General features: G+C 68.1%; 12 protein-coding genes. 9 read left to right on the top strand and 3 right to left on the bottom strand.

Annotation, left to right across the window (positions count from 1 at the left end):
* Window positions 1-49: 49 nt before the first annotated feature.
* From alr to tsaD, 6 genes are all read left to right on the top strand, one after another.
* On the top strand, window positions 50-1,198 hold the full coding sequence (gene alr / locus ACWEWT_RS19385; protein ID WP_452560692.1) for an alanine racemase: 1,149 nt from the start codon (window positions 50-52) through the stop codon (window positions 1,196-1,198).
* Window positions 1,195-2,274, top strand: a complete 1,080-nt coding sequence (locus ACWEWT_RS19380; protein ID WP_452560690.1) for an alpha/beta fold hydrolase — start codon at window positions 1,195-1,197, stop codon at window positions 2,272-2,274. The genes alr and ACWEWT_RS19380 overlap by 4 nt, the downstream gene beginning before the upstream one ends.
* A complete protein-coding gene (tsaE, locus tag ACWEWT_RS19375) occupies window positions 2,267-2,734 on the top strand; it encodes a tRNA (adenosine(37)-N6)-threonylcarbamoyltransferase complex ATPase subunit type 1 TsaE (protein WP_452560688.1) in 468 nt (155 codons plus the stop codon). The genes ACWEWT_RS19380 and tsaE overlap by 8 nt, the downstream gene beginning before the upstream one ends.
* A gap of 85 nt (window positions 2,735-2,819) precedes the next feature.
* Window positions 2,820-3,527 (top strand): tRNA (adenosine(37)-N6)-threonylcarbamoyltransferase complex dimerization subunit type 1 TsaB, encoded by a 708-nt coding sequence (tsaB, locus tag ACWEWT_RS19370; protein ID WP_452560686.1) that lies wholly within the window; start codon window positions 2,820-2,822, stop codon window positions 3,525-3,527.
* Between the two features lie 2 nt (window positions 3,528-3,529).
* On the top strand, window positions 3,530-4,057 hold the full coding sequence (gene rimI, locus ACWEWT_RS19365; RefSeq protein ID WP_452560685.1) for a ribosomal protein S18-alanine N-acetyltransferase: 528 nt from the start codon (window positions 3,530-3,532) through the stop codon (window positions 4,055-4,057).
* Window positions 4,054-5,097, top strand: coding sequence for a tRNA (adenosine(37)-N6)-threonylcarbamoyltransferase complex transferase subunit TsaD (tsaD, locus tag ACWEWT_RS19360; RefSeq protein ID WP_452560683.1), 1,044 nt, complete (start codon window positions 4,054-4,056; stop codon window positions 5,095-5,097). Before rimI ends, tsaD begins: the two co-directional genes overlap by 4 nt.
* Window positions 5,098-5,236: 139 nt before the next feature.
* On the opposite strand, the gene ACWEWT_RS19355 is transcribed toward tsaD, so the two are convergent.
* Entirely contained in the window at window positions 5,237-6,811 is a 1,575-nt protein-coding gene (locus ACWEWT_RS19355) for an Hsp70 family protein (RefSeq protein WP_452560761.1), read from the bottom strand.
* Window positions 6,812-7,313: 502 nt separating this feature from the next.
* Here ACWEWT_RS19355 and groES point away from each other — a divergent pair.
* Window positions 7,314-7,616: a co-chaperone GroES gene (gene groES, locus ACWEWT_RS19350; protein ID WP_030522227.1), complete on the top strand. Its 303-nt coding sequence runs from the start codon at window positions 7,314-7,316 to the stop codon at window positions 7,614-7,616.
* 105 nt (window positions 7,617-7,721) lie between these two features.
* The gene (gene groL, locus ACWEWT_RS19345; RefSeq protein ID WP_452560681.1) at window positions 7,722-9,329 is read left to right on the top strand and encodes a chaperonin GroEL; all 1,608 of its coding nucleotides are present in this window, start codon (window positions 7,722-7,724) and stop codon (window positions 9,327-9,329) included.
* Between the two features lie 65 nt (window positions 9,330-9,394).
* On the opposite strand, the gene sigK is transcribed toward groL, so the two are convergent.
* Both sigK and ACWEWT_RS19335 read right to left on the bottom strand, forming a co-directional pair.
* On the bottom strand, window positions 9,395-10,009 hold the full coding sequence (sigK, locus tag ACWEWT_RS19340) for an ECF RNA polymerase sigma factor SigK (protein ID WP_452560680.1): 615 nt from the start codon (window positions 10,007-10,009) through the stop codon (window positions 9,395-9,397).
* 98 nt (window positions 10,010-10,107) lie between these two features.
* Entirely contained in the window at window positions 10,108-10,401 is a 294-nt protein-coding gene (locus ACWEWT_RS19335) for a WhiB family transcriptional regulator (RefSeq protein WP_030522224.1), read from the bottom strand.
* Window positions 10,402-11,062: 661 nt separating this feature from the next.
* Between ACWEWT_RS19335 and ACWEWT_RS19330 the strand changes: the two genes are divergently transcribed.
* Complete coding sequence (locus ACWEWT_RS19330) at window positions 11,063-12,013, top strand: hypothetical protein (protein WP_452560678.1); 951 nt, start codon at window positions 11,063-11,065, stop codon at window positions 12,011-12,013.
* Window positions 12,014-12,098 lie beyond the last annotated feature (85 nt).

Raw genomic sequence — 12,098 nt, 5'->3', positions numbered from 1 at the left:
CCGTACCGCCGGGTCCCACGGGTGGCCGCCGTAGGGTCCGGTCGAGGAGATGGCAGTATCGGCAGGTGTGAACGGTCAAGTGGAGGCAGTCGTCGATCTGGACGCCATCGCGCACAACGTCGGCGTGCTGCGGGCGCACGCGGGCGACGCCGCGGTGATGGTGGTCGTCAAGGCGGACGGCTACAACCACGGCGCCGTCGAGGTCGCCCGGACCGCGCTGGGCGCGGGGGCGGCCGAGCTGGGAGTCACCACGGTGGCCGAGGCGGTCACGCTGCGGGCGGCCGGTATCGATGCGCCGATCCTGTGCTGGCTCAATACCTGTGATGCCGATTACGCGGCGGCGGTCACCGCCGGTATCGAGATCGGGATCTCCTCCGCGGAGCAATTGGACGCGGTCGCCGCGGCCGCCCGGCAAACGGGCGAACAGGCCATCGTGAGCTTGAAGGTCGATACCGGGCTCAACCGGAACGGGCTCGAGCAATCGGTCTACCCCGGGGTGCTGGCGGCCCTGCGGAAACTCGTGGACGAGGAGGTCGTGCGATTCCGGGCGATCTTCTCCCATCTCGCGCACGCGGACGAGCCCTACCACCCGACCATCGATATGCAGCGCGACCGGTTTCTGGAGGCCATAGCCGTGGCGAAGGAATACGGTCTGGAACCGGAACTGGTGCATCTGGCCAATTCCGCGGCCACGCTCACCCGCCCGGACCTGGCTTTCGATATGGTCCGCCCGGGTATCGCGGTGTACGGACTCACCCCGGTGCCCGATATCGGCGAATTCGATCTCCGGCCCGCGATGACCTTCCAGGCCGAGGTAGCGCTGGTCAAACACGTTCCGAAGGGTGAAGGTGTGTCCTACGGGCACGAGTGGATCGCCCCGGCCGATACCACCGTCGCGCTGATCCCGGCCGGTTACGCCGACGGTGTCTTCCGTCCGCTGGGCAATCGGATGGAGGTGTGGGTCGGCGGTGCGCGCCGCCCGAACCGCGGCCGGGTGTGTATGGATCAGCTGGTGGTGGATCTCGGTGACAACGCCGCGGGCGTCGTCGAAGGTGATACGGCGATCCTGTTCGGATCGGGCACCCGCGGCGAGCCGCGGGCCCAGGATTGGGCCGATCTGCTCGGCACCATCCACTACGAAGTGGTGTGCGCGCCCCGCGGCCGGGTACACCGGCGGTATCGAGGGGGTACACGATGACACGACGGACAACCCTGTTGCGCGGTGGGCTGGCGACCGCCGGAGTGGTCGGCGCCATGGCGGGTGTGCACGCCTTGCGTCGCGCCGGTGCGAAGGTGCTGTGGCCCCCGGTGCGCGACGAATATCGGGACGAGAATTTCGCTCTGATCGATCTGGACCGCGCCGGTGAGGTGATCGCCGACGACGGGGTCTGCCTGGCCACCCGCGAATGGGGGTCCGGCGACGCCGACGCCACAGTGGTTTTCGTACACGGCTTCTGCAACAGCATGGAGTCGTTCCATTTCCAGCGTCGCCACCTCGCGCAGCGCTGGGGTTCGCGATTGCGGCTGGTGCTGTTCGATCTGCGCGGCCACGGTCGCTCGGGAACACCGGAAACCGACAGCTGTACCGTGTCCCAACTCGGCCGGGATCTGCTCACCGTGATCGATGCCAGGGCACCGCGCGGACCGTTGATCCTGGTCGGGCATTCGCTGGGCGGGATGGCGGTACTCGCCGCGGCCGCACATGCCGGTGGACTGTTCGCCCAGCGGGTGCGCGGTGTCGCGCTGCTGTCCACCGCGGCGGCGGAGGTGACCTCCGCGGGTGTCGGACAGTTGCTGCGTAATCCCGCCATCGACGGATTCCGTCTGGCCGTGCACACCGCCCCGGCGCTGGTGCAGGCGGGCCGGGTCACCGCCCGGCATGTGATCACGCCGATTCTGCATGTGAGTTCTTTTCACGGACCGGTGAGCCCGACGCTGTCGCGATTCGCCACCATGATGATCGACCGCACGCCCGTGGAAACGGTCGTGAAATTCCTGAAGGCCATCGAATTGCACGACGAGGCGGCCGCTTTGCCGGTGCTGCGCGATATTCCGGCGCTGGTCCTCGGCGGTACCCGGGATCTGGTGATCCCGTTCCGCAATTCCCGTGTACTGGCACGCGAATTGGCCGATTGCGAACTGGTCCGGTTGCCCGATGCGGCGCATATGCCGCAGCTGCAGTACCCGGACGAAACCAATGCCGCGCTGGACCGGTTGCTGATCCGCGCCGAAGTGGTCGGCGAGGACGATCGCTGGGAGGCCGCCGGTGGCTGACCGTGGCGAACGCCGGTTGCCGGAGGTCGCCGATACCGAGGCCCTCGGCCGGGAGCTGGCCGCGGGGCTGCGGGCCGGCGATCTGGTGGTGCTCGACGGGCCGCTGGGGGCCGGTAAGACGGCCCTGACCCGCGGGATCGCGGCCGGACTGGGCGTCGGGGGCCGGGTGAGTTCGCCGACCTTCGTCATCGCGCGCCGGCATCCGGCGGGCGAACGGACCGACGGCCCACCCGTACCCCTGGTCCATGTCGACGCCTATCGGCTCGGCGGCAGCCTCGACGAACTCGACGCACTCGATCTGGACACCGAACTCGACGACGCGGTCGTGGTGGTCGAATGGGGCAGCGGTATGGCGGAACGCCTCACCGGCCGGCATCTGCTGGTGCGAATGTCGCGTGCGCCGGAATCCGAAGTCCGCACGGCATCTTGGGAGTGGGTGCATATCGCGGAAGCGCGATAGGTCGTACGAATTCGGTAACCGGGCAGCTGGGGCGCCGTGCGCCACCGCCGTGTGAAGCGGGTCACCCGGTATCGTTGACCAGACCATGCTTGCACTTGCTGTCGACACCGCGACGCCTGCCGTCACGGCGGGACTCGTCGAACTGGAGCAGGCGGCCGCCGGTACGAACACCTCGGACGCCGCTCTCCCGCGCACTCTGGCCGTCCGGGTGCTCGTCGATGCCCGCGCGCACGCCGAGGCACTCACGCCACAGATCCTGGAATGTCTGGCCGAGGCCGGGGTGTCGCGTACCGATATCGCGGCGGTCGTCGCCGGTATCGGACCGGGGCCGTTCACCGGTCTGCGGGTCGGGATGGCCACGGCCGCCGCATTCGGTGACGCGCTGGGTATCCCGGTGCACGGTGTCTGCAGTCTGGACGCGATCGCGGCCGAATGCGCACCGGAACTCGGATCCGGCGACGAACTGCTGGTGGTCACCGATGCGCGGCGCCGTGAGGTGTACACCGCGCGATACCGCGACGGCGGGCGCACCCGGATCGCCGGACCCGAAGTGCTGAAGCCCGACGAGGTACCGGTGGCCGGCGCGACCGTGATCGCGGGATCGCCCGCGCACACCGCACTGTTCGATCTTCCCGCGCTGGCCGTGCAGACGCCCTCGCCCGCCGGCCTGGTGCGGGTGGCGGCACCCGCGCTGCTCTCCGGCGCGGCCCCCGAACCGCTGGTCCCGCTGTATTTGCGCCGCCCCGACGCGGTCGAACGCAGCTACCGCACTCTCGACCGGATGGGAGCGTGACAATGGCAATTCGTACCACGGGAATTCGTATCGAACCCATGGAGCCGACCGATATCGCGGGTTGTGTGGAACTGGAGCAACTGCTGTTCCCGGAGGATGATCCGTGGCAGGCCGTATCGTTCCGCTCCGAACTGGCCGCCCGGTACAACCGCTACATCACCGCTCGTGACGACGACGGGAACATGGTGGGCTATGCGGGTATCGCCCTACTGGGTGATGCCGAGCACCCCGAGGCCGAGGTGCACACCATCGGCGTCGATCCGACCTGCCATCGCGCCGGTATCGGAACACTGCTGCTGGAGGCGCTGCTGACCGAGGCCGGGCGCCGTGGCGGACCGGTTTTCCTCGAGGTGCGTACCGATAACGCCGCCGCGATAGCGATGTATGCCAAACACGGCTTCCATATCATCGGCCTGCGCAAGAACTACTACCACCCCAGCGGTGCCGACGCCTACACGATGCGCCGCCCGGCACTGGAAGACGTACCGGTGGTCTTCGGCACCCGGACCCCGGACGGGGTGTTGTCGTGATCGTCATGGGTATCGAGAGTTCCTGCGACGAAACCGGTGTGGGAATCGTCCGCCGCCATCCCGACGGCAGCTGTGAACTCCTGGCCGACGAGGTCGCTTCCAGTGTGGCCGAACATGCCCGCTTCGGCGGTGTGGTGCCCGAAATCGCCTCCCGGGCCCATCTCGAGGCGATCGTGCCGGCCATGCGGCGTGCCCTGGCGGCCGCGGGGATCACCGCGCCCGACGCGCTCGCGGTGACGATCGGCCCCGGGCTGGCGGGTGCCCTGCTGGTCGGCGTCGCGGCCGCGAAAGCCTATGCGGCGGCGTGGGATATCCCGTTCTACGCGCTCAACCATCTCGGCGGCCATGTCGCGGTGGATACGCTCGAGCACGGGCCGATGCCACCCTGTGTGGCGCTGCTGGTCTCCGGTGGGCATACCCATCTGCTGCACGTGAAGGATCTGTCGGAACCGCTGATCGAGTTGGGCAGTACCGTCGACGATGCCGCCGGGGAGGCGTTCGACAAGGTCGCCCGGCTGCTGGGTCTCGGCTACCCGGGGGGCCCCGCCCTGGACGCGGCCGCGGTCACCGGCGACCCCGCGGCCATCGCCTTCCCGCGCGGGATGACCGGCCCACGGGATCCGCGCTACGACTTCTCCTTCTCCGGTCTGAAGACCGCGGTGGCGCGTTATGTGGAAGGGCAGACCAGGCGGGGAGTCGAGCCGGAACAGTTGCCGATTCCCGATATCGCGGCCTCCTTCCAGGAGGCGGTCGCCGATGTGCTCACCATGAAAGCCGTGCGTGCGGCACAGGATGTCGGTGTGGACACCCTGGTGCTGGGTGGCGGCGCGACGGCGAACACCCGGATCCGCTCGCTGGCGCGAGAGCGGTGCGCCGCCGCCGGTTTGACGCTGCGGATCCCGAAACCCAGGCTGTGCACCGATAACGGGGTGATGATCGCGGCGCTGGGCGCGCATGTGATCGGCGGCGGTGCCGCACCTTCACCGCTGTCGGTGGCCTCCGATCCCGGTCTGCCGGTCTCGGTCAGCCAGGTGGGCTGATCCGGATCGCCGGTACCGGCGATCCCCGCCCGTTTCACGACGGCCCTCGGATAGTCCGGCCGGCGACGATCGCGAGTACTTTCCGTGCAGCTCGCCGTGGCCGCGACAGCGCCCCCGCGTGAACGGATCTCGGGACGGCCTATCCCGCCGAGCCGGACCCGGGCAACTGCGGACGTGGTGGGGGCGGCGGAAGCTCCAGCGTCGTCTGGGTGCGCTGTGACCCGGTCGGCGGCGGGACGTCGGAGGTGGACGGTTCGTCGGTCGGCAGCTGATCCGAGGAAGGCGGTACCGGGGCGGACCCGCCCGGCCCGATGCCCTCCGGGAAGGGGATATGCGGCAGATTCGGATCCGGTCGTAGCGTGGGTGGTTCGCTCTCCGGCGATGTGGTGGTGCTCGTGGTCGGCGACGGGGGTTCCCCCGATGTCGTGGGTGCTTCGCCGGTGGACGGATATTCGCCCGTGGTGGGGTCTGCCGTCATCGGTGGCTCGATATAGGTGGGCGCACCCTCACCGGCGTCCGCGGGTTCCTCCACGGGCTGCTGGGGGACCTCCTCGGTGGTGCTGGGCACCACGCTCGTGGTGGTCGGGGCGATCGTCGTGGTGGTCGGCAGCTGCGCGCTGCTGGTGGTACCGGCGGGGGAGACCTCCTCGTCGGAACTCGGGGCCATGGTGTTCACCCCGTACCCGACGATCAATCCCACCACCACGATCGCGCCGGCGACCGTACCGAACGCTTTGAGCAGGGTGTTCCCTGATTTATCCGGTGTCAGCGCTCCGATCGGCGCGGTGGATCGCGCGGTATCGGCCAGCAGGGCCGCTCCTTTGGCGATCACCGCGTCCGGATCCGGCACGGTGAGTACCGGGAGATCCAGTTCGGTGCGCAGTGTCTCCAGTACCGCCGGGATATTCGCGCCGCCGCCGATCACCACCACCGCTTCGGGAGCGCGGTCGGCCATGCCGAAGGTCATCGAGGAGAAGCGCGCGAGTTCGCGCATCAGGCCGGCGGTGAGTGATTCGAAATCCGTACGGGTGAGTTTCAGCGGCCGGCCCGCGATGTGGTCGATGGTGACGGCCTGGGTCACCGACAGGTGTTCCTTGGCGGTGCGGGCCCGGTTCACCAGCACACTGCGGTTCGGCCGGGTGCCGCGGCGGGCGTAGTGCTGATCGACCAGGTGCCGGTACAGCAGATCGTCGATCGCGCGGCCGCTGACCGTAGTGGAACGCGCGGTGTGTGCGACGGTGCCGTCGGCCGGATCGGCCACCGTGACGGTACAGCCGGAGGCGCCCAGATCGACCACGGCCACCGTGCCGTAGCGATCCAGTAATCCCGTATCGCGCAGGAAGGTGAGCGCCGCGGTGGTCTCCGGAACCAGTTGCGGGTCGCGATGTTTGCCGGTCGCGAGCCGGATCGCGTGCGCCTGTTCCTGGCTGCGGTAGGCGATCGCGACACCGGTGGGCGGACGGTCGGCGATCACATCGAGACCCGAGGTCTTGGCGGCGGGGATCTGGCTGCCGAAAATCGCCTCGTGCGGGTGGCTCGCGGGCAGCTGGGTGGTCATCAACTCGATGGAGGAGGCGACGAGATCACCGAGATCGGAATGCGCGTCCGCGGAAACCACCCGGTAGTCGAAGGTTCGCGCGCCGTTGACGGCGGTGGTGACCAGTGCGGAGCACACCACTTCGTTCCCGGCCGAGATGCCGAGCGATGTGCGCATACTCACTTCACCTCCCTTCGAGTGGATGCGGCGGTCATGGCGGACGGCGATGTCCGGACATGCCTGAAGGCGTTCGCGAAACCGCCGTTGTCTGCGGTGAACGGTGGTTTCGCGAACAACCATCACACATGGTGTCACGATCTGTTATCCGAACGTTACAGAGTCGGAGAATTATTGGGAAGCCCTCTTCTCTCGGGGCTACCCGGTAGGCGCGCTTCCAACCGGCGACCAGCGGCCCCGGCCGTGGCGTCTTGGTGACAGCGCGATCGATTCCATCGGAATCGGCACGCTGTCGGCAGCGCCCGCCCTTGAGTGCTGGCACTCTCATGTATAGAGTGCTAGTCGGCACCGATTGTTGCCCGGTGCCAGGCTTGACTACTGAGCAGGCGGTCCCGGCACCCGCGACGACGGGGCTTTGCGCAGGGTCAGCATCGTGACCGAATCGATGGTCCGGGACAACAGTTCCGGACGACCGTTATCCCCTGAAAGTGGAGGGCTCAACGTGGCGAGCGTGAACATCAAGCCGCTCGAGGACAAGATCCTCGTCCAGGCCAACGAGGCCGAGACGACGACCGCCTCCGGCCTGGTCATCCCCGATACGGCCAAGGAGAAGCCGCAGGAGGGCACCGTTGTCGCCGTCGGCCCCGGCCGGTGGGACGACGAAGGTGAGAAGCGCATCCCGCTGGATGTCCAGGAGGGCGACACCGTCATCTACAGCAAGTACGGCGGTACCGAGATCAAGTACCAGGGTGAGGAATACCTGATCCTGTCCGCGCGCGACGTGCTGGCTGTCGTCGGCAAGTAATTCGACTGCCGCGCATGCGTTCCGCCCCGGTGTCGAACATCCGACCCGGGGCGGAGTGCGTTGTGCCACACATTCGAAGCGCACCAGATACAGGAGCGAAGACATATGGCAAAGCAGATCCAGTTCGACGAGCAGGCTCGCCGGGCGCTGGAGCGCGGTGTCGACAAGCTCGCCGATGCGGTCAAGGTCACTCTCGGTCCGCGTGGCCGGCATGTAGTGCTGGCCAAATCGTTCGGCGGCCCCACCGTCACCAACGACGGTGTCACCATCGCGCGTGATATCGATCTCGAGGACCCGTTCGAGAACCTCGGCGCCCAGCTGGTCAAGAGTGTCGCCACCAAGACAAACGATGTCGCCGGTGACGGCACCACCACCGCCACCGTGCTGGCCCAGGCGCTGGTGCGCGGCGGACTCAAGAACATCGCCGCGGGCGCCAATCCGATCGCGATCGGCGTCGGCCTGGCCAAGGCCGCCGACGCGGTATCCGAGGCCCTGCTGGCCGCGGCCACCCCGGTCAGCGGCGAACAGGCCATCGCCCAGGTCGCCACCGTTTCCTCGCGGGACGAGGTCATCGGCGAAATGGTCGGCAAGGCGCTGACCACGGTCGGCAAGGACGGCGTGGTCACGGTCGAGGAATCCTCGACCCTGCAGACCGAACTCGTCGTCACCGAAGGTGTGCAGTTCGACAAGGGCTACCTGTCGCCGTACTTCATCACCGACGGCGACAGCCAGGAAGCCGTGCTGGAGGACACCCAGATCCTGCTGCACCGCGAGAAGATCAGCTCCCTGCCGGACCTGCTGCCACTGCTGGAGAAGATCGCCGAATCCGGTAAGCCGGTACTGATCATCGCCGAGGACGTCGAGGGCGAGGCGCTGTCCACCCTGGTCGTCAACTCGATCCGCAAGACCCTCAAGGCCGTCGCGGTCAAGGCGCCGTTCTTCGGTGACCGCCGCAAGGCGTTCCTCGACGATCTGGCCGTCGTGACGGCGGGTACGGTCGTCAACCCGGACCTCGGCATCAACCTGCGCGATTCGGGCCTGGAGGTGCTGGGTTCGGCGCGGCGCGTGGTGGTCACCAAGGACACCACCACGATCATCGACGGCGCGGGCAGCGGCGACGATATCGCCGCCCGTAGCGCCCAGCTGCGCCGCGAGATCGAGGCCACCGATTCCGACTGGGACCGGGAGAAGCTGGAAGAGCGGCTGGCCAAACTGGCCGGCGGTGTCGCCGTGATCCAGGTCGGCGCGGCCACCGAGACCGCACTCAAGGAGCGCAAGTACCGCGTCGAGGACGCGGTCAGCGCGGCCAAGGCAGCTGTCGAGGAGGGCATCGTCCCGGGTGGCGGTACCGCGCTGGTCCAGGCGGGCACCAAGCTCGACGGCCTGATCGCGGGGCTGTCCGGTGACGAGGCCATCGGCGCCGAGGTGCTGCGCGGCGCGCTGCGGGCGCCGCTGTACTGGATCGCCACCAACGCCGGTGTCGACGGTGCCGTCGTCGTCAGCAAGGTCGGCGACGGCAAGGACGGCTTCAACGCCGCCACTCTCACCTACGGTGATCTGCTCGCCGACGGTGTGGTGGACCCGGTCAAGGTGACCCGGTCGGCCGTGATCAACGCGGCCTCGGTGGCGCGGATGGTGCTCACCACCGAAAGTGCCGTGGTGGACAAGCCCGCCGAAGAGGAAGACGACCACGGGCACGGTCACGCCCACTGATCGCAGTCCGGTTCATCGGTTCCCGCCACCCGGCGGGAACCGGCCGCCGTACTGGAACGGGCCGTTCACATCCGCTGTGGAATGTGAACGGCCCGTTCTCGTATGGGTAGTCGTTCGCCGAGCGATGCCGGGGCTCCCATACTCTTCTTCAGCCTGGTCAGCCCGTCTCTGATACGGGATTTGACGGTGGGCAGGCCGATATCGAGATGGCGGGCCACCTCGGCATAGGTCCGGCCGTCGTAATAGGCGAGCGATATCGCCTCGCGCTGGGTCTCGGTCAGGGTGCGCAGACCGACGACCACTGCCTGATGGTCGAGTTTGCGCTCGACCTCCTCGATGACCTCGTCGTATTCGTGCCCGAGTATCCGGGCACCGTAGGCGATCTCACGCTGGGTATGCGCCTGTTCGGCACGCACCCGGTCGACCGCGCGGCGATGGGCGAGGGTCATCAGCCAGGTCACCGCCGATCCGCGCGCCGGATCGAAACTTGCCGCTGTGCGCCAAGTCTGCAGGTAGACCTCTTGGGTGGTCTCCTCGGCGAACCCGGAATCCTGTAGGACACGCAACACCAGACCGAAGACCCGGGTGCGGGTCCGGTCGTAGAGTTCGGCGAAAGCCTCGGCATCCGAGTGGCCGCAGCGCTGCAAGAGCGCTGAGAGCTCGATACTCTCCTGTGTCATCGGTCATAACAATAACCGCAAGCTATGACCGAGAGCGTATGCGGCCCCGGAGAACACGTGGTGTCGCGCCGGTCGGGCGTGGCGCGGGTCCCGCGCGCCTACACCGCCATCCGGCGACGGTTACGGCGCGCGTGCATCTCCCGTTCGGTTTCCGACATTCCGCCCCAGATGCCATAGGGCTCACTGACCTTCAGAGCATGCGAGCGGCACTGCATCAGCACGGGGCACGACCTGCAGATCTCCTTGGCGCGCAGTTCGCGCGCAGCCCGGGCTCTTCCGCGCTCCCCGTCGGGATGGAAGAACACCGCCGAATCCACACCCCGGCAGGAACCGCGCATCTGCCAGTCCCAGACGTCGGCGTTCGGCCCGGGGAGGTGGGTGGGCATGGGCATGGGGGAACTCCTCGTTGACGCGAGCTCGTCGGCATTGTCGAGCGAGTGATGGGTACGGCTTCTCTCGGCGGTGCCCGGCGTTCGTACGAGCGCGCGGGGCCACATGCGTCGGCCGTCGTGCACCGCTGCCGTCGACGCCCGGCAATGTTTTCGTCCGGCGCCGTCCGTGGCGATGAGTTACGTTAGGGGTACCGAGGAAATTCCGTCAACAGTTTGACGCTCTGATTTATCGGATGTTTTGCGCACTGAATTTAACCTCGTTGACTGTTTACTTTCGCTAATCGCCCGGCGATACTATGAGGTTGCCCTGTTCGCGGGGCTGCCGACGTGTACCTGCTGGTCGACGAATTCGCAGGTGAGCGAGACCTCTTCGGGTATTTTCGAACGGTCCGGACCGAATTCCGCACCGGGTGCCGCATCGGTGGGTTAAGGTGTCCCGATCTCGATACGATCACAGATGGCCGCCGAGGGGCCTTTGGGTTAATTAAGTGAAACGTCCCCGAATTCGATGCACGGTTGCTCATGGATTGATCGGCGGAGATTAACCTGATCGAAACACGGTCGATTCGATTTATGCTGAGAAATAGCTGGCCGGTTGTCGGTTCGTGGTGGCCTGTCCGATACGGCCGTCGGCGGATTCGGTGATCGGTACAGTGCACCGGTGATCGCCCCCGGCACCCGCCCCGAATCCGTTTTCCCACTGTTCGCCGACGCCGCGTTCGGCCCGCGACCGGATCGAACCGCTGCCGGGTTGCCGGAGCCGTCCGAGCCCCTCGAAATGTGGTGGCGAGCGGTCGCCCTGGGTGGCGCGGGTCACTACGCTGCCGCGCGCTCCGCGCTGCGCCGCCTGTCCGGGGCGACCACCGATCCGGTGCTGCTCTCACTCGCCGCGTCGGCACAGGGGTCACTACTGCGTCAGCTGGGCTGGCACGAACGGGCCGCGGGCTGGGACGGGCGGGCCGCCGCGCTCGTACTCCCGGCGGTATCGGCCGCCCGAGCCGGGTCGCTGCGGCCCGGCTCCCCGGCGCTGGAGACGGCGGCCGCCGATTCCGGTGGGTACGCCCGCCGGCCCGATGCGGTCGATGCCGCGGCGGACGCGCTGATCGGCTTGGCGGCGGACGCGCTGGGCGTGGGCCGGACCGCCCTGTCCACCCGGCTGCTCGACCGCTGTACCGCCCTGCTGGACCGCCCGGTACCCGCCGGATCCGGTTCCGGTGGACCCGAGCGGCCGCGGGCCCGGGTGCGGTGGCACTGGGTGCGTGCCGAAACCGCGCTGGCCGACGGTCGCGGGGAGCCGGCGCTGATCGACGCCGAAGCCGCGCTGACGCTGGCCGAACGGGGACCCTCGGTCCGGCATCACATCAAATCGCGGCTACTGGTGGCCGCCGCGTCGAGCGCCGCCGGACAGCCGGACCGGGCGCGCGCACTGGCACAGCGTATCGACGAGGAATGCCGGGCCGCCGGGCTCGTTCCGTTGCGCTGGGCCTGCGCCATGTTGCGTGGCGGTCTGGCCGCCGGATCGGATGAGCGCGACACGGCGACCGGCGACGCGGCCGCGTGTCGCGCGGTCATCTCCCGGCGTGGCGGGCTATTTCGCGATGCCGGTTGGTAACCCGAGTTCTACCGTCTCGACCCGTACCGCCGCCGGTGTCCTATTGTGGACCCGTTCCGCTGGACCGGCGGAAGCACCGGTCAGC

This window comes from Nocardia sp. NPDC003963, from assembly GCF_053605105.1.
This window is presented reverse-complemented; position numbering and strand designations above follow the sequence as displayed.